Annotated in this window: 14 protein-coding genes; 6 read left to right on the top strand and 8 right to left on the bottom strand. The window is 47.7% G+C overall.

What is annotated here, in order from left to right:
• Positions 1 to 257 precede the first annotated feature (257 nt).
• Entirely contained in the window at positions 258 to 1,391 is a 1,134-nt protein-coding gene (locus tag RIG61_03810; protein MEQ9618284.1) for a DNA double-strand break repair nuclease NurA, read from the top strand.
• Positions 1,391 to 1,957, top strand: coding sequence for an HAS-barrel domain-containing protein (locus RIG61_03805; GenBank protein ID MEQ9618283.1), 567 nt, complete (start codon positions 1,391 to 1,393; stop codon positions 1,955 to 1,957). The genes RIG61_03810 and RIG61_03805 overlap by 1 nt, the downstream gene beginning before the upstream one ends.
• Positions 1,958 to 1,967: 10 nt before the next feature.
• Here RIG61_03805 and RIG61_03800 read toward each other — a convergent pair whose 3' ends face one another.
• Positions 1,968 to 2,645, bottom strand: a complete 678-nt coding sequence (locus RIG61_03800; GenBank protein MEQ9618282.1) for an HAD hydrolase-like protein — start codon at positions 2,643 to 2,645, stop codon at positions 1,968 to 1,970.
• Between the two features lie 9 nt (positions 2,646 to 2,654).
• The gene (locus RIG61_03795; protein MEQ9618281.1) at positions 2,655 to 3,656 is read right to left on the bottom strand and encodes a BtrH N-terminal domain-containing protein; all 1,002 of its coding nucleotides are present in this window, start codon (positions 3,654 to 3,656) and stop codon (positions 2,655 to 2,657) included.
• A gap of 489 nt (positions 3,657 to 4,145) precedes the next feature.
• Between RIG61_03795 and RIG61_03790 the strand changes: the two genes are divergently transcribed.
• Positions 4,146 to 4,916, top strand: a complete 771-nt coding sequence (locus RIG61_03790; GenBank protein MEQ9618280.1) for a hypothetical protein — start codon at positions 4,146 to 4,148, stop codon at positions 4,914 to 4,916.
• A 201-nt stretch (positions 4,917 to 5,117) separates the two neighbouring features.
• On the opposite strand, the gene RIG61_03785 is transcribed toward RIG61_03790, so the two are convergent.
• Complete coding sequence (locus RIG61_03785) at positions 5,118 to 5,549, bottom strand: Hsp20/alpha crystallin family protein (GenBank protein MEQ9618279.1); 432 nt, start codon at positions 5,547 to 5,549, stop codon at positions 5,118 to 5,120.
• Positions 5,550 to 5,685: 136 nt separating this feature from the next.
• On the opposite strand from RIG61_03785, the gene RIG61_03780 reads away from it, so the two are divergent.
• Positions 5,686 to 6,189 carry a cupin domain-containing protein gene (locus tag RIG61_03780; protein ID MEQ9618278.1) on the top strand — a complete coding sequence of 168 codons (504 nt, stop codon included), beginning with the start codon at positions 5,686 to 5,688 and terminating at the stop codon, positions 6,187 to 6,189.
• Positions 6,190 to 6,191: 2 nt separating this feature from the next.
• On the opposite strand, the gene RIG61_03775 is transcribed toward RIG61_03780, so the two are convergent.
• From RIG61_03775 to leuB, 4 genes are read right to left on the bottom strand one after another with little or no spacing between them, the layout of a single operon-like run.
• The gene (locus RIG61_03775) at positions 6,192 to 7,187 is read right to left on the bottom strand and encodes a peptidylprolyl isomerase (protein ID MEQ9618277.1); all 996 of its coding nucleotides are present in this window, start codon (positions 7,185 to 7,187) and stop codon (positions 6,192 to 6,194) included.
• Positions 7,180 to 8,070 (bottom strand): peptidylprolyl isomerase, encoded by an 891-nt coding sequence (locus tag RIG61_03770; protein ID MEQ9618276.1) that lies wholly within the window; start codon positions 8,068 to 8,070, stop codon positions 7,180 to 7,182. Before RIG61_03770 ends, RIG61_03775 begins: the two co-directional genes overlap by 8 nt.
• Before the next feature lie 22 nt (positions 8,071 to 8,092).
• The gene (gene mfd / locus RIG61_03765) at positions 8,093 to 11,518 is read right to left on the bottom strand and encodes a transcription-repair coupling factor (GenBank protein MEQ9618275.1); all 3,426 of its coding nucleotides are present in this window, start codon (positions 11,516 to 11,518) and stop codon (positions 8,093 to 8,095) included.
• 21 nt (positions 11,519 to 11,539) lie between these two features.
• On the bottom strand, positions 11,540 to 12,616 hold the full coding sequence (gene leuB, locus RIG61_03760) for a 3-isopropylmalate dehydrogenase (GenBank protein ID MEQ9618274.1): 1,077 nt from the start codon (positions 12,614 to 12,616) through the stop codon (positions 11,540 to 11,542).
• A 186-nt stretch (positions 12,617 to 12,802) separates the two neighbouring features.
• Here leuB and RIG61_03755 point away from each other — a divergent pair, with 186 nt between their 5' ends.
• Both RIG61_03755 and RIG61_03750 read left to right on the top strand, forming a co-directional pair.
• The gene (locus RIG61_03755; protein ID MEQ9618273.1) at positions 12,803 to 14,560 is read left to right on the top strand and encodes a tetratricopeptide repeat protein; all 1,758 of its coding nucleotides are present in this window, start codon (positions 12,803 to 12,805) and stop codon (positions 14,558 to 14,560) included.
• Positions 14,561 to 14,574: 14 nt separating this feature from the next.
• A complete protein-coding gene (locus RIG61_03750; protein MEQ9618272.1) occupies positions 14,575 to 16,515 on the top strand; it encodes a tetratricopeptide repeat protein in 1,941 nt (646 codons plus the stop codon).
• 40 nt (positions 16,516 to 16,555) lie between these two features.
• Here the strand turns inward: RIG61_03750 and RIG61_03745 are convergent, their stop codons facing one another.
• Positions 16,556 to 17,314 (bottom strand): fumarylacetoacetate hydrolase family protein, encoded by a 759-nt coding sequence (locus RIG61_03745; GenBank protein ID MEQ9618271.1) that lies wholly within the window; start codon positions 17,312 to 17,314, stop codon positions 16,556 to 16,558.
• Positions 17,315 to 17,335: the final 21 nt, after the last annotated feature.

Below are 17,335 nucleotides of genomic sequence, written 5' to 3'. Positions count from 1 at the left end.
GGAGATGGGAGGAGGAGGCGGTATGCCGCCTTCGATGGCCGGCATGGGCGGTATGGGCGGAATGATGTAAGGATAGAAAAGAAAATAAAGCTTGTAAAAGTAAAAGAGCGGGCTCTCCTCATATAGGATTGCCCGCTCTTTTTGTGTCTTTTAATCTTTATCGCGATTACCGGGTTTAATTTATAACCGTATTAAAGTGTGTTATCTTTTCCTTTGACGTGCTTAATTTCCATCTCGTTAAATCACAAATAAACAGTATGATAGAAGAGCGGAAGGGCCGCTCCGACGAGCTTGCGGAAAAGATCAGGACAGCCCGCCGCGAGCTTGACGCCCAGTCCCGGGAATGGGAAAAACTTTCGGAGAAGGTCGAGCTGAGCAAGACTTCCTGGCTAGTGGCGGGGATTTCGTCCCCCCTCGACATGGCGCATTCGCTTCCGGACAGACCGCCTGACTATACGGCTGTCTCTTCTGACGGCTCGCAGATTTTTCCCGACAGACACGAGGCCCTCCCCTGCTACCTGATTAACATAAGCTCGATTGTTCTTGAATACGGAGCCCGCGCAAGAGCGTCGCTCGGCTCCTCGCCCGTTCTTTTTCACAACGATGAAGACAGGTTTACGACATGGGGAGGCAAAAAAATACCCGCAGACACCGAAGTCATATCCCTTAAGAGGACTTTAATGGAATTCGGGAGGATTCTCGAACTGGCCAGGGAAAACGGGGGGAGCGGGAAGACTATAGCCCTTTCGGACGGAACACTTATTTTGTGGAGGCTCGAAGCCGCGCCCGCGGACTTCAAATCGGAAATGCTGAACCCGTTTCTCGCTATTATGAATGAGTTCAAAAATCTGAAGATACCGGTTGCGGGGTATATAAGCTTTCCCGGGAGCACGGACGTAATTAACGCGCTCAGGGTCGGTCTTTGTCCCGAAAAAGTGAGCTACTGCAATCAGTGCCCCTATACGGACCTTCCCGAGCTTCCGTGCGCTCCGATCGAGGGCTTGACCGACAGGTTTCTTTTTTCGACATTCCTGAAACCGGGCGAAATATCCTCCGTCTTCAGAAGCTCCTCCAGGATACTCGAGATGTACGGCGAGCATAGAATATGCTTTTTCTACATGAACACGGGGGAGGAAATAGTCAGGGTGGAAATTCCCGAATGGGTGGCGGAAAACGATCAACTGTTGAAGCTTACTCATACGCTGGTTTTCGATCAGGCTAAAAAGGGCGGGGGCTACCCCATCGCCATCGCGGAGGCGCATGAGCAGGCTGTCGTCAAGGGTAAGGACAGGGACTTTTTCTTCGATCTGATACGTGAAGCGCTCGTCCGGTCTGATTTTACCGTTGCAGTGTCGAGAAAAGGGCTGTCCAAAAGGATGCCGGGTGTGTGATGGAACATATAGGCGAAGTAGTGGAATCGAGCACGAAAGGGTTTATAGCCCGTTCTCCGAGGATGGGGGAATCTCCTTCTTTCGGCAGTTTTGTAAGGACGGACTCGGAACCCCGCGTTTACGGTCTAGTCTACGAAATTTTAACGGGAAGCAAGGAGCCCGGAAGAAAACCGACTGCATACGATATGAGCATTGAAGAGCTCAGGCGTGAGCAGCCGCAGATATTCGAGCTTTTGAAAACCGAGTTTCATGTTTTGACCCTTGCCTATCTTGAGGGGGGCAAAATCAGGTTTGCCCTCTCGCCTCTTCCCCCTCCCATACACACCTTCGTCCACATGTGCTCGGATGAGGAAAAGAAGGAGCTGAGCTCCGAGGATTTTTTCCTGCGGGCTATTGTCTCTTCTTCGAATGTGCCCGTAGACGATCTCATTATCTCATCCCTTTATAGCGCGCAGAACGTAAGGAAAAAGGACAAGGACTACATGGTGAGAATGGGAAAAAGCTTATCAAGATTTTTCAGAGACGATTATGAAAGGCTCAGTTCGATATTAAGGCGAGTGCTGTAACGGGCATCTCTTAATCGAATATTTTTATGACGCTCCCGTAATCTTCGAGATGGTCGAATAGATAGTCCGGGTTGTGGCTCCCCAACTCCCGGGCTGAATAGCTTCCGGTGGCGACTGCCACTGTGACCGCCCCCGCCGCCCTTCCGTGAATGATGTCGTAGGGTGTGTCGCCTATGACGAATACCTTGTCGAAATCATCCTTCCGCTTTAAGTGGCTTTTGGCTCTTTCGATCGCTTTCCGGATAAGCCCTTCTCTACTTCCCGAATCCGATCCGAATCCGCCGAACTTGAAGTGGCTGTGGAGACGCGACTGCCGTAGCTTTATCCACGCCCCGTGCTCTATATTTCCGGTAGCGATTCCCATGATTATATCTTTCCTCACTGAAAGACTCTCCAGCAAGAAAGGTATGCCCGGCATTATGTCAATGGGCGATTTCACTATTTCTTCTTCAAGATATATTACATAATCGCGGTATAGAGCCTGTGCTTCCTCGGACGTGTATTCCCTTGAGAGACTTCTCATAAACATTTCACCCAGAATCAGAGGGTCGGTTTTTCCAGCCGCGTCTATGCCCGTCATGGCGTCTTTCAGACCGTATATTTTCTCGAATGCACGGTTGGCGGCCCTTGTGCCCGCTCCGTTCGTGAGGAGTATAGTTCCGTCTATATCAAATAAAAGGAGTTTCATCTTCTCTACCTAGTTTACTTTCTCAAGTACCGTCTCGTAAAAATCGCTCTCGAGCTCCCATAGCTCGTGTGCCGTCCCGGAGGCTTCGTGCAGAAGCTTCCGGGACGGATGCTCCCTTTCGCTTATATTTTTAAGAACCATGGCCGCATCGCTCCACCTATTTCCGATTAAATCCATTTTGCGGGAGAGCCCCAGCTCCTTAAGCGGCGGGATCATGTCTTCTGCTTCTATGAGAAAATCCCTGTATATCCACCTGAAACCCGCTCCTCCGACACCCCTTTTCTTTATGACCTGATATCCGAATCTGGCGCACCACTTCCAGTCGGGGGCCTCTTTCCAGTTCGGGAGATCATCCGACCACAATTTGATCATTCTCACCCCCGACTCTCCCCTTCCTCCCTTGGTTCCCCGGAGCATCTTCAAGGCGTTTGAACGAATCGCCTCAGATATTACCTCTTCCAGAGGCCTGACGCCTCTGTCAGGCACGATGTCCATGTAATTGTTATCCAGCGGATTGGACGGATCCTTTGACGCCATGCCCGATTCAAACGCGTCGTACGGAACCTCTTTCAATCCCTCGAAATGGTTATCGGCTACGAGCATTGTCCCCTTTTCGTCGTCGTATCCCCATACGGACACAATATGTCCCGGAAAGTGGGTGGAGGAATTATAGTAGTCGAGGTAAAAAATATCGGTCTGTATTATTACGGGCACGCCGCGATCAATCAGTTTCTTGACAGTGTCGATGGAATTTTTCCGGGCGTGTTTCCATGTAGTCGGTTTCACCGTGAGACTGAAGAAAGCGGACTCCATTCCGGGGCCTCTTACGAATATCATCCTCGTAGGGCTTAGGTTCTCCCTGACAGAATAATAGAAACCGAGTCCGCCGCCCACGCCGAAGCACATCGGCTCCGACCACGGGTATCCGTAGTAAGTCATAATGTCCCTTAGCGTGACCGAGCCGCAGTGGAGGCCGGGGATGTGAACCCAATTGTTTATTACTTTCTTCACAGCATTATTAAACTACCACAAGTTTCCAGCAATTGTAGGACATGCCCGGATAAATTATTTGTATAATTATTTTTGTTTTTTTGGATGACATTATTACGGTATTTGCGGTATTCACAGGACGTTTTATTAATACTATAGACTTAATACTATAGTATTAGAATATTATATGCATATAGAAAATTTAATACATAAAATAAGTACTATTGTCCTCTTAATTATTCAGATGATTGGGATTATATTAAATCATAGGTGATGGCTGATTGGTTCGGGTCTGTTTGAGGTTGTTAAAAGGATTATTAGTTCTTAATTCAGGGAAAGTAACGTTGTAGAGCCATCATCCTCCATAGGGTGAGCCGGCGAAATACGATTTCGCTGGCTTACCCTTGTTTTTTTCTGATATCTGCACCTTCTTCCTTCATTATTCATCTACTATTACCGGTATCCGGAACTTCGTATACTACACTTTTATCCTTATGGAGAGGTAAATTTATGTTACCGAAATTGCTCATTGTGATCATGGTTATTCTTTCGTTCGCCGTTAAATCCGTCGCTCAGGACAGTGCTTCGGCAGTCACGGATAACAAAGAGTTCACAGATTACTGGTACTCCGGGAAAGCGGAGATAACGAGTTACGAACTTAAACAGGGTAGGTACGGACAGCTGCACGACGGCTATGCGGTCCTTATCTTTGTCTCTGAAGATTTTTCAAAAAAGAAGCAGGTGAAACTCGATAGCCCCGGGAACTCAAAAGAAGACGCGATGAAAGTGCTAAAACTCAACAATATAAAAAAATTCAATACGGGAATCTACCGATATTCCATGATGAATTCCGTCTTTACCCCTGTCGATATAGAAGAGTATCCCGACACGCTCAAGATTTCGTCCTCTTCCCAGGAATGGTGCGGCAGCACTTGCACGCAGTTAAATCTGGTCGATGACGAATACAATGTGAAAAGCTTTTCTTATTTCGAGTCCGAAGGGGACAGGGAGTTTAGTCCGGAGGATGAATTTCTCGAGGATGAGGTATGGACGCGGATAAGGCTTGCCCCCCGCAGTCTTCCCGCAGGGAAGATTAAGATAATACCGGGCGCGATGGCGTCGAGATTAACGCACAGAGCTTTGAAGGTCGAAACCGCCCGGGCCTCACTGGAAGAGAATCCGGCTGATACCGCATCGATGGTTTATAAGCTGAATTATCCCGACTCGGGCCGCTCTCTAGAAATTACATTCGAGAAAGCATTCCCATACGAGATTATGTAGTGGAAAGAAACTTATATTAGCGGATTCGGCACCGACGCAAAATGGCTTACGACGCAGGCCGTGAGAAATAAAATTCTCATAACCGATTACTGGGACAAGAATAAACCTGCAGACGTTTTATACAGAGAGGAACTCGGAATTTAAAACGAATAAAGAGGATTGAGAACTAAGCGGCCCCCTGGAGGGGCCGCAATTAGGTCTCTAGTTGACTTCTACTTTAATTTCCTTTGGTTTTGCTTCCTCTTTTTTCGGAAGCGTGATTTCAAGCACGCCGTCTTTGTAATTCGCCTTGATGCTTTCCGTATTCACCTTGTCCGAAAGGGAGAACGATCTGGAAAAGCTTCCGTAGCTGCGCTCGACTCTCACATAGTTTTCTTTCTCGACCTTCTCTTCGGACTTCCTCTCGCCCTTAAGCGTAAGGGTATTCTTGTTGACGTCGATTTTTATGTCTTCTTTACTCACGCCCGGAAGGTCGGCTTTCAGGACATAGCTGTTACCCGTTTCATATACATCCACACTTGGATGCCAATGACCCTCTTCAGCCGTGCCTTCGGCTGCTTCGTCGAACCACCTGCCGAAATCTCCGTAAAACGGTTTAAAGCTCCTGAACGGTTCCCATACTTTTACTCTCATTTTTGTGCCTCCTGATTTTCTGATTTTGCCTTCTTACTTTGAAAATAGTCACGGTTTCGGGGGAGTCAAGGACTGTTTTTTAACTATTATAAAATTATGGTTATGATAATCATATGCGCTCTAAAGGAGGACGATAATGATAACGGCAGAGAGGATAATCAAGCTTTACAACATGAAGCCCCATCCTGAAGAAGGGGGTTACTATGTAGAAACATACCGCGCCAAAGAGGGGATCAAAAAAGACTCGCTTCCGGAGCGGTACACGGGCGACAGAGACCACTCCACGGCAATCCTTTACCTTCTTACACACGATACCAGGTCTTATTTGCACCGGCTCAAGAGTGATGAGGTATGGCACTTCTATCTGGGCGATCCCGTTCAGATGATTATGATACACCCTAGCGGAACAATCAAAGTCATCTTCTTAGGCCAGGATCTCAAAGCGGGTCAGTTCGTTCAGGTCGCCGTACCGGCGGGTCTTTGGTTCGGCTGTTATTTGCTCGAAGGGGGTGAATTCGCGTTGATGGGGGCTACCGTCGCGCCCGGTTTCGAATTCTCGGATTTCGAGCTCGGAGACAGAAAAGAATTAATAGAGCGATTTCCCCGGCATGAGGATTATATAGAGAAGCTGACACCTTGAAATCAAAGTTTTACTTCAATATAGGCTTCTTTCTTAACTCCGTCGAGCCAGTCTCTCAGCTGAACTTCCGCTTTTTGCCTGTAGAGAATATCGCTGATTTCCTGTTTGGTTTGCTCGTCGATTGCGATTTCATTTGAGGATTCCGGGTCCGAGTCATCGGACTTCTCGGCATTCGTCCTTTCGAGAACCTTGACTATGTGATAACCGGCGGGAGATTCGACCGGGCCGGAAACTTTTCCCTCAGGTGTGTTTTCAACCGCTACCTCCAGGGCCTGAATTAAATCGCCTTTTTTGAAGTAACCTATATCTCCGCCCTTCTCGGCCGACAGTGCGTCGTCCGAATATTCTTTCGCCAATTCACCGAAATCCTGGCCGGATTTAGCCATCTCGGCTACCTCCCGGGCTTTTTGTGCGGCGTCGGGGCTGTTTGTCGATATCAGTATGTGCGCTATTTTTACCTCTTCGCCGGACTCTGCCGGACTTGCCGTAATCGATGTCGATCCGGCACCGCCGTAGTTCTGTTCGTAGTATCTTTGTATCTCGGCATCCGTGATTACAATTCGGTTTTTTAACTGTGAATCGAGAAGTTTGTTCCCGAGTGTCTGAAGCCTCCACTGCTCCCTGAAGCTTTCGGGGGTCAGGTTTTGTTTCTTTAAAACCTCCTCCATCTGCTCATCATTCAGATTGTACTTCCTCTTTACCTGCTCTATGCTCGCATCGAGTTCGGCTTCCGTAACTTTGATGCCGAGTTTTTCTGCTTGCTGTTCAAAGATCTTCTGTTCGATCATTTGCTGGAGCACCGATCGTTCGTTTATCTCCTCGGTTGATGTCAGGTTGATGCTGAGAGCCATCTCTCTGACTTCTGACAGTGTGATGATGTCATCATTGACGATTGCTACGACCCTGTCCACTGTCTCTCGTGACTCTGCCGTCTTAAAGACAGGCAAAATAAGTAAGAGAACTAATGCTGTCAAAAATCCTGTTTTTTTGTTAGTCACTTTTAACTTTCTCCTCTAATCTCTCTTTATAGGTCAAAACGCCCCAATCCTTCCTCAAACCGTTGACGTATTCTATCACTTTTTTATTGACTAATTCGGACCGTATTTTTCTTTTTATCTGTCCGTCCGGGACAGTGCCCGCCGTTTCGTCTATTTTAATTATATAGAATCCGTCTTCAACTTCCAGCGGTTTTGATATTTCTCCCTGTGCCATAGAGAAAATTTTCTCTTCGATGTGGACAGGGTACCGGCCTTTCTCAACGTAGCCTACCTTGCCCGCCATTTTAATCGACTCCATATCATCGGAGTATTCACGGGTGAGCTTTTCAAAGTCTTCTCCGGCCTGAGCCCTTTCTGAAACCATCTCGGCCCGTGCGAATGCGTCCTGTTTCGTGAGACCTTCTTTCGGCTTGGGCTTAATAAATATTACGCTTATACCTACGCGCTCGAAGTCTTCCTTGTTGGTGTCATAATATTTCTGAATATCCCTTTCACCGATGTTGATGTCATTCAATATATCCTGAGCAAACGCCTGTCCCACGAGCTGTTTTTTGAAGCTCTCTGTCCTCTCGATTATATCTTCCCTGCGGTCGATTCCCCTTTTGAGCGCTTCCTCGTAGATAATCTTTTGGTTTATATAGGAGTCCAGGAATTCATTCAGCTTCTCTCCGGAAGATAAATACATTTTTCTCTTCTTGAGCGGGAGTTTGTTAACCGCCTCCATTAATTCATCTAGCGTTATCCCTTCAGAGCCTATGACTGCCACAACTCCGGGGCCTCCGGGTCTCGACTCAGAATTCGTCTTTTTCTCCCTGTAAAAATTATTGAAATCGCCGCATCCGGCAAGTACTGCCAGTGCCGATAAAAAGATAATTAATTTCATCTTTACCATTTGCCTCCTTACGCTATCTTTCCGGCCTTTTTTCTTTTTGGGTTCTACCGAGTTTGTGAATAATCCTTTTTATTTCAGCCAGCGGTTCTTGTGCCTCGAAGTATATTTCCGTTCTTCCCGATCGTGGATATTTTGCGTACAAGGGGGAGTTTTCGGAAAATGTTATAACGGCTTTCTTGCTTCCAATCTCAGCTTTTTTGATCAGGAGTTTTTTCATCATTATTTTTAGTTCAATCAGTTCTACGAGCGAGGCCGCCGGTCCCGGGATTTCGCCGAAGCGGTCCCTTAACTCGGAGGTAATTTCACGAAGGCTGTCCTCGTCGTTAACAGCGGATAATCTTTTGTAGAAAAGAAGCCTCTCCGTGTCGTTCGATATGTAGTCATCCGGTATGAAAGCGGGAGAGCTCACCGAGATGTCGGTCTCGATTTCCTCCTTGACCTTCTTGCCTTCGAGCCTCCTTACCGCCCCTTCCAGCATATCCAGATAGAGCTCGATTCCGACATCCGCGATGTGGCCTGACTGCTCGGTTCCGAACAGGTGCCCGGCCCCTCTTATTTCCAGGTCGGAAAGGGCGAGCTTATAGCCCGAACCCAGTTCCTTTAGATCTGAAATTGCCCGCAGCCTCCTTCTCGCTTCCGGCGACAGTGATGATCGTGACGGGATTAATAAATACGCGTAGGCCTTTTTTTCCGACCTCCCGACCCTTCCTCTCAGCTGGTAAAGATCGGCAAGCCCGAAAGTGTGGGCGTCGTCGATGATAATGGTATTTGCCCTCGGTATATCGAGTCCCGACTCTACTATCGCGGTCGTGACCAGAATGTCAAGATCGCCTTCGATGAATTTTGTGATCGTTTTTTCAAGCGCTTTCTCCCTCATCCTTCCGTGCGTGACTTCTATTCTGGCGCCCGGAAATAGTTTCTGGAGCCTCTCGGCGACCCGGTGAATATCTTCGATGCGGTTGTGTATGAAATATACCGATCCCTTGCGGTCGATCTCCCTTGTAACGGCCTCCTTGATGATGTCCGGGGTTGACTGATATACGTAGGTCTCGATTGCCTGCCTCCCTTCGGGCGGGGTGTTTATAAGGCTTATATCGCGAATTTTTGCGAGCGAGAGCTGGAGAGTTCTCGGTATCGGGGTGGCGCTCATTGAAACAGTGTCCACCCCTTCTCTAATCTTCCTGAGTTTTTCCTTCTGGGATACCCCGAATCTGTGCTCCTCGTCGATTATAACGAGTCCGAGGTCCTTAAATTTGATTTTTTCACCGAGAAGCTTGTGGGTTCCGATAATAATATCGATCTTGCCGTTTTCGAGTTTCGAAAATATCCCCGCTGCCTGTTTGCCGGTTTTAAATCTGGACAGTGATTCTATCACAAGCGGATAATCCTTAAGCCGGGCTAGAGAGGTTTTATAGTGCTGCTGGGCAAGCAGCGTGGTGGGGACGAGAAAAGCGACCTGCTTTCCGTCGGAGACAGCTTTAAAGGCGGCCCTCAGCGCGACTTCGGTTTTTCCGAATCCTACGTCCCCGCAGATAAGTCTGTCCATCGGCGTGGAGGCCTCCATATCCCTTATTACTTCCTCAATAGCGGCTTCCTGGTCGGGTGTTTCTTCATAGGTGAATGCAAGCTCAAACTCCCGGAATTGCTCGTCACCGGGCGTAAAGGCGTACCCTTTCATGGCTTTTCTCCTCGCGTAGAGTTCGAGAAGCTCCCTTGCTACATTTTCTACCGCTTTTCTTACTTTCCTTACCCTTGTATTCCAGCTCTGGGTTCCTAGTCGGTCCACCTTGGGCTTTTTGCCGTCCCCTATGTATCTCTGAACAAGTTTGAGTCTGTCTATCGGGACGTATATCTTGTCTCCGCCCGCATATTCGCACTGGATGAAGTCCCCCTCCGAGTCCCCTATCTTAAGCCTCTTCAGGCTTCTGAAAATACCGACCCCGAAATCCACATGCACTATATAATCCCCGGGTTTAAGCTCGCTGAAGGAAGTTATAAATGCGGAAGGAACGTCGGCGCCCTTTTTTCGGGTTCCCCTTTCTTTCTTCTCCCCGAGGATATCCCATTCCGTAAGGACTTCAATTTTCGCCTCAGGGAGCCTGAACCCGTGTGAAAGCTCGCTTACATGCGCGTTTACTTCTGTAATTCCGCGCCCCTTAAGGATGTTAACCAGTTTTTCCCTTTCGGTTGCGGTTTGAAATGAGAGGTGGAGCGAGTAACCCTTTTGCCTGCAGCCCTCTATTTCTTCGGAAAGCGCGTCGAGCGGCGAATCCGTACCTCGTGCAGCTTCTATGAAAACGCGCTCACCGTTAAACTCTATGGATTTGAACCCCGTCTCTTCAATGTTAAGTTCCCTCAGAAAGATTTGTTGATAACCGGCTCTTTCTTTGTCGATTTCCGATAAATTAAAAAATAGCTCTCCGGCACCGGGCGCTACCTTCAGGTGTCTTTTTATAAGGGGCTCGGTTTTGTTTCGCGCTTTCATGTACTCTTCGGCCGCTCTTGGAGATTCGTCCTCATCTTCGGTTACGATAATCGTGCTCTCCGGCAGGTATTCGAATATTGAGCCTGGAGGCTTATAGAATGCCGGGAGCAGCCACTCTATATTTGCCAGCCTGTTTCCCTTCCCTATTTCCTCGGTGAGAGCGAGCTTGTTCCGTGCCGTAATCCCCTCTTCTCCGGCTTTATGCTTCAGATATCTTACGGCCCTTTTGATAGAGTCCGCGTTTAATATAACCTCGCTTCCGGGAAGGATAGTCACAGTTTCGATCTTATCTCTTGATTTCTGATCTTCCGGATTGAACAGTCTTATCGAGCCGATTTCGTCCCCTATGAATTCGATTCTCACGGGACTGTCTTGCCCCGGGGAAAATATATCGACTATCGAGCCTCTTTCACCAAGCTCGCCTTCCTTCTGTACAAAGTCGGTACGGGTATAGCCGGATTGAATTAACCCCTCGATTAATTCCTCTCTGTACAGAATATTTCCCTTTTCGATACTGATAACGGAATGCTCAAATATTTTCTTTGGGACGGTTTTTTCGTAAAGAGCGGATTCCTCGGCTATAACAAGCCCGCCTTGTAGTGCCGAATTGAGCCAGTGAATCCGGGCTGAAGAGCTCCGTGTGTTCGACGAAAACAGGGATTCCGCGCTCCCGAACTCCCTTTTTAAAAGCACAGGCGGAGTTTTGTTCAAAAAAAAGGAGAAATCGCGGGAAGCGGCCCGGGCCTTTTTTGCTGTCGGCGATACGAATAATACAGGTCTTTGAATCTTGAGCCAAAGAGCGTGCACAAGAAAGAATTTTGAAGAGCCGCGGAGTCCGGAGATATACAGGTCTTTTTCGCCGCCATCTATCTTTTTGCACAGCTCTTTAAATTTATCATTGACCCAGAGCGATTTACCGACGCTTGTGGAATTGAACTGCGGTTTGGTATTCACCCGGATTAGTATACCGACTTGCTACTGTCCGCTAAGCTCCTCTGCTATGAGCTTGCCCATCTCGATACATCCTACCTGTACAGTTCCCTCCTGGTATATATCGGCGGTTCTGTAGCTCTTTTCAAGCACTCTTTGTACCGCACTCTCTATATCGCTCGAAGCCCGGTCCATATCGAATGAATATTTAAGCATCATCGCTGTCGTGAGGACAGAGGCGATGGGGTTCGCAATATCCCGCCCGGCAATGTCGGGAGCGCTGCCGTGCACCGGTTCATAAATCGCCCCTTTCCCGATGCTGGCGGAAGGGAGCATCCCGAGTGAGCCCGTCAACTGAGCCGCCTCGTCGCTTATGATGTCTCCGAACATGTTCCCCGCGAGCATTACATCAAAGCTCCCGGGCCTCCTGATAAGCTGCATGGCCGCGTTATCCACATAGAGGTGCTCAAGCTCCACATCCGGGTATTCCGTCTTTTGAATCCTGCTTACGACAGTCCTCCAGAGCTGCATAACCTCGAGAACGTTCGCTTTATCGATCGAAGTCACTTTCTTTTTCCTCTTCCTCGCTATATCGAAAGCGACCCTTGCTATTCTTTCGATCTCCCCTGTGGTGTAAACGAGTGTGTTGAAGCCTTTTTGTTCAGTCTCGGATATATTTTCTATCCCGCGCGGCGTGCCGAAATATATTCCGCCCGTGAGTTCCCGCACTACCATTATGTCCGTCCCTTCGACCACTTCTCTCTTTAATGTCGAGGCGTCGGCAAGAGCGGAATAGACGACCGCGGGTCTGAGGTTGGCGAATGCGTCCAGTTCCTTTCTGAGCGCCAGGAGACCGCTTTCGGGTTTTTTCTCGTGCTCGAGATTCTCCCATTTCGGTCCGCCGACAGCTCCCATTAACACTGCGTCCGAGGTTTTCGCTTTCTCAAGCACCTCTTTTGTTACCGGCACCCCTCTCTCGTCGATCGAGCTCCCGCCGAAGAGAGCGGTTTTCGTCTCGAAATCGGTGTTGTATTTTTCTCCGATGATTTTAAGTATGTCCAGACTCACGTTAGTAACTTCAACTCCGATTCCGTCGCCCGGAAGCACAAGTACCTTAGGCAATCTATCTCTCCTTTTTCCTGAATTTAAACGCATCGTATTTTACCCACCGTAGATATATAGGGGAAGTCCCTTTCTCAGGTGATCCGAAGTTTGAAATAAGGCGGCTTGAGCGTAGAATAGTCTTAATTCGTTGATAGAAAAAAATTCCCCCCTGAACGGGGAGGCGTTATCCGACATACGGATAGTATGAGATTACTCCAGAAGAAATGGCTCGTTTCACTTTTTTTGTTCCTCGTCTCGCTCGGTATATATATCCCCTCGGCCGGCAGTGATTTCGTCTGGGACGACGTCGAGACGATCGAAAACAGTTACTTCGCTTTTCAGGCCTCAAGCATAAGCTCGATAATAATTCCCGGTGAGAGAGAGGAAAAGAAAGCTCTCTATTATCGTCCGTTAATTTACGCATCCATGGTTCTGGATAAGGGGGTCTGGGGGGTATCCCCTCTGGGATTTCATTTAAGCAATATAATATTTAACGCGTTTTCGACCGTTCTTTTTTATTTGCTGGTTTTGCTCCTGTTAAAGGAATTTCAAATCGGAAGATACCATTCTGCGGCTTTCGTCTCGGCATTGCTTTTTGCCTTTTACCCTATGCACGTGGAGTCCGTCTCATGGGTTTCCGGCAGAACCGATGTGATATGCGGGCTCTTTTTCTTTCTCGCTTTTATAGCTCATATTCTCTCTTTCAAACATATGTATCTCCTTTTTGTTGCGGCGGTCGGATTTTCGCTTTCGCTGCTCTCTAAAGAGGTAGCCGTTATTTTCCCCCTTACTGTTCTTATATTGGATTTTCTCACCGGAAGGCTCGCGAGGTTCAGCAGTATACCGAGATATGGGGTCTATACTGGCCTTTTGCTACTTTACATCTATTTAAGGGGGAGGGGTTTTGTGAATATTCCCGAGCTTTCCGGCGGGAGAATAGCGCCTGAGTCCTACGTGTCGCCGGGCGCAGGAGCATTACCGGAAATTACAGGCGTAATTAAGGTAATACTGGGCTCGTATTTCCTTTACTTCAAGAAGCTCATCTTCCCGTTTGAGTTCAACGCGTTTATTGAATCAGTGCCGCACGGTTTTTACTATATAATTTCGTCGCTTGCCGTTCTCGCGATGCTGCTCATTACAGCATTCATTTCAGCGGTGAAATATAGAGGGATTACGGCTTTTTCCATCCTGTGGATTCTTATTACGTTAATTCCCTCGGTACTCGTGTCTTTATTCGATTTAGCCTCAACGCCCGCAGCCGAAAGGTATCTTTATATTCCGTCTGCGGGCCTGTGTATTTTATTAGGCTATTATATTTTTCGACCGGGGAGCGGAATCCTGACAAACAGGGCTTCATGGGTTTTTGCGTCCTTACTCCTGGCGGTGTATCTATTCTTTACTGTTCAAAGGCAGGGTGTGTGGAATGACAGGCTCTCCCTCTGGGAGGATACATCGAGGAAATCCGCGACAAGCCCTATACCTCATATAAATTACGGAATGGCACTTCTTGATGCGGGCAGAGAGGACGAAGCGCTGAAAGAGCTTCTTAAAAATTTTGGCAGCGGTGTCGATGCAAGTAATGAGGCAATGTCGGTTACGGCAAATAACATTGGAGTTGTATATATTAATAAAGAAGATCTTCGAAGTGCCGAGAATTGGTTTTTGAGAGCTTATGCCTATGATCCCGATTACTATAAAACGAACTATCACCTCGGACTTGTTAACTACATGAAGGGGTACTCGGAGAATGAGAATTCATACTACGGGGTTTCGGAGGATTACCTGAAAAGGGCGCTCGAACTGCGTCCCGGTTATGGGAAAGCGTATTTATTGCTGGCGATGGTCTTCGTCGAGCTCGACGATACGGAAAAAGCAAAAAGTTATGCCGAGCTTGCTTTAAAAAGCGGGCTCACGGATTCAACCGCACGTAAGGCCAGGAAGATACTGGAGACCGAAAACTGAAGCGAGTTTTTTATATGAGCGGGAAAAAAGGGAAGAAAGCTAAAAAAGATATATCGGATACTGGCCCTGAGCATCCCCCTTCCGGGACGCTCGGAGAGTACGGAAGGATTAAAACTATTTTCACGCACAGGGCTTTTGCGGCACTTTTATTGTTTATTATTTCTTTTGCCGTATTCATCCCGTCTATACATAACGGGCTGGTTTGGGATGATAACTCTTATGTTGAGAAAGCAGCCAATAACCATTATTCCTCCTGGACGAAATTCAACAAATTCATTCCTAAAGAGAAAAAAGGGAAGAGAGGCAAATACTTCAGACCCGTTTATGGAGCCTCTCTGGATATAGACAACAAAATATGGAACGGATCGCCCCGCGGATTTCATTTAACCAATGTTGTTTTACATTCCGTAACGACGGTTCTCCTTTATTTTTTAATTCTTCTACTGTTCAGAGAATTAGGGAGGGGCCGGGGGGACAAGGAGGCGTTTCTCTCGTGTATGTTGTTCGCGGTCTATCCCCTTCACGTTGAATCGGTTTCTTTTATTGCCGCCAGGGGGGATATACTCGCGGCGTTGTTTTTTTTGCTCTGCCTTATATTTTACATATATTCCTACAGAAATATTTTATTTATAGTCCTTGCGGGCTTTTTCCTTTACCTCTCTTTCTTGTCCAAGGAGGTGGCTTTTTCTTTTCCGATTCTTGTTGTGGGTTTCGATCTAATAAGCAGAAAATTATTCAAGCGCGTGAATATATTTAAATACCTCATTCTCGGATCTATCTTGGCTTTTTATATATATATGAGATCCAGGGGATTCGTGAGCTTTGCCGATCTCCTGGGGAAGGGCGATTTTCAAATCATCCACGGACCAGCCGGACTATGGGAGTCTGTCAACATATTCCTTAATACGTATCTGTTTTATGTGAAGAAATTTCTTTACCCCTATGACCTGAACCACTTCATAGGCACCATTACCGGGGGCGGGGCCATTCATTTGATTCTTTCTTTATTATTGATAGGGGCGGCCTCTCTCGCGTTTGTTGTTTCATTCAGAAAAAAAGAGAATATTACGGCTTTCTCGATACTGTGGGTTTTCGCCACGCTCGGTCCGGCCGTAATGATCGCTCTTTATCCCCTGGCCATTACGCGATATGCGGAGAGGTTTACGTATGTTCCCTCGGCCGGTTACTGCCTCTTGCTAGGTTACTTGCTGATTCAGGCGGGGATCAGGAGCAGGCTCAAATGGGTCGGCTGGGCGGCGGGGGGAGTTTTATTCGCGTCATTTGTTTTCGTGACCGTCAGGGGTCAGGAAGTATGGAAAGACAACTTTATTTTCTGGGAACACGCGGCCCGTAAATCCCCCGGTCAGATGGCACCACTGTTAAATTACGGAGATCAGCTGAGGAATGCCGGTAGAACAGACGAGGCTATTCGGCAATTTCAAAAGGCGCTCAGCCCTGAATTTAGCGGCGACAATCGGGGTAAGTCGCTTGCGGCCCACGGACTCGGGGTTTCTTATATTGATAAAGGTGATTATAACAAGGCGGAAAAGTCGTTCAAGGCTGCCCTTAATTATAACCCCGAATACGAGGGTGATTTTAACTATTACATGGGCTATATCTTTTTGGCAAAGAATGATTTATCGAATTCCAGGAGGTATTTTGAGCAATCCACTCAGTTAAATCCCGGAAATCCTAACGCGCACTATCTCCTAGGGGGGATTTACTTTTACCAGGCCGGGCGGGAGAATTCGGCTGATAAATACAGGCTCGCGGAGAAATCGCTACAGAAGGCATTGAGAATAAGACCCGGATTTTCAAAGGCTCGAATTTATTTGGCAAAGGTTTATCTGGCGCTTGGCGAGAAGGATAAAGCGCGCGAGCAAGCGCTGGAAGCTCTAAACTCAAAAGACGCCAACGACGTAAAGGAAGCCAGAGCGATTCTGAGTGGCAATTAATGCCGCAATTACGAATTCGGATCATTCAAGCTCCCGAATTTCATTTCACGAAGTTGGTGAGTGTTCCTATCCCCTCGATTTCGACCTCTACCTTGTCACCGCTTTTTATCGGTCCCACTCCGGAAGGTGTGCCTGTTGATATCAAGTCCCCCGGCAGGAGTGTCATGACGCTCGAGATGAAATTAATCAGTGTAGGAATATTGAAAAGCAGGTTGGAAGTTCTCGAGTGCTGCTTTCTTTCGCCGTTTAAATAGGTCGAGATTTCCAGATCGCCCGGATCGATTTCTGTCTCGATAACAGGCCCGAACGGAGCGAATGTGTTGAAACCCTTTGCTCTTGTGAATTGGATGTCTCTTGCCTGCAGGTCTCTTGCAGTAATATCGTTCAGGCATGTGTAACCGAGCACATAATCGAGCGCTTCGGACTCCTTGATTCCGCTCGCTTTTTTCTTTATAACTACCGCGAGCTCCCCTTCGTAGTCCACGTGTGAGGACATATGTCCGGGATAGTTTATGTTATCTCCGTGTCCGATTGCCGAGGTTCCGGGTTTGAGGAAGATTCTGGGCTCTTCAGGTAAAGCCTTATCCATCTCCTCGGCGTGATCCCTGTAATTCAGCCCTACGGCCACGATCTTTGTCGGGCTGGTAGGCGGTAGCCATTTTATATCCTCCGGGCTGTGTGTTTTGTCCGTTACCCTGTATTCCGCGAAGATATCGCCCTCGATCTCTTTGATAACCGTTTCCTCCAGGACACCGTAGTAAACCTGTTTATTATCCGCTTCGAATTTAAGAATCTTCATACGTTTGTCTCCTGATTATAA

This window comes from Deltaproteobacteria bacterium (assembly GCA_040223695.1).
Taxonomy (GTDB): domain Bacteria; phylum Desulfobacterota_D; class UBA1144; order Nemesobacterales; family UBA2774; genus JAVKFU01.
Note: the sequence above shows the minus strand (reverse complement) of the source record. Positions and strands in the feature narration are given on the sequence as shown.

What these genes read in the sequence shown, in the direction of transcription:
- RIG61_03810 (MEQ9618284.1), top strand. Translation starts at nt 258, where the DNA reads ATGATAGAAGAGCGGAAGGGCCGCTCCGACGAGCTTGCGGAAAAGATC.
- RIG61_03805 (MEQ9618283.1), top strand. Translation starts at nt 1,391, where the DNA reads ATGGAACATATAGGCGAAGTAGTGGAATCGAGCACGAAAGGGTTTATA.
- RIG61_03800 (MEQ9618282.1), bottom strand. Translation starts at nt 2,645, where the DNA reads ATGAAACTCCTTTTATTTGATATAGACGGAACTATACTCCTCACGAAC.
- RIG61_03790 (MEQ9618280.1), top strand. Translation starts at nt 4,146, where the DNA reads ATGTTACCGAAATTGCTCATTGTGATCATGGTTATTCTTTCGTTCGCC.
- RIG61_03785 (MEQ9618279.1), bottom strand. Translation starts at nt 5,549, where the DNA reads ATGAGAGTAAAAGTATGGGAACCGTTCAGGAGCTTTAAACCGTTTTAC.
- RIG61_03780 (MEQ9618278.1), top strand. Translation starts at nt 5,686, where the DNA reads ATGATAACGGCAGAGAGGATAATCAAGCTTTACAACATGAAGCCCCAT.
- RIG61_03770 (MEQ9618276.1), bottom strand. Translation starts at nt 8,070, where the DNA reads ATGAAATTAATTATCTTTTTATCGGCACTGGCAGTACTTGCCGGATGC.
- RIG61_03755 (MEQ9618273.1), top strand. Translation starts at nt 12,803, where the DNA reads ATGAGATTACTCCAGAAGAAATGGCTCGTTTCACTTTTTTTGTTCCTC.
- RIG61_03750 (MEQ9618272.1), top strand. Translation starts at nt 14,575, where the DNA reads ATGAGCGGGAAAAAAGGGAAGAAAGCTAAAAAAGATATATCGGATACT.
- RIG61_03745 (MEQ9618271.1), bottom strand. Translation starts at nt 17,314, where the DNA reads ATGAAGATTCTTAAATTCGAAGCGGATAATAAACAGGTTTACTACGGT.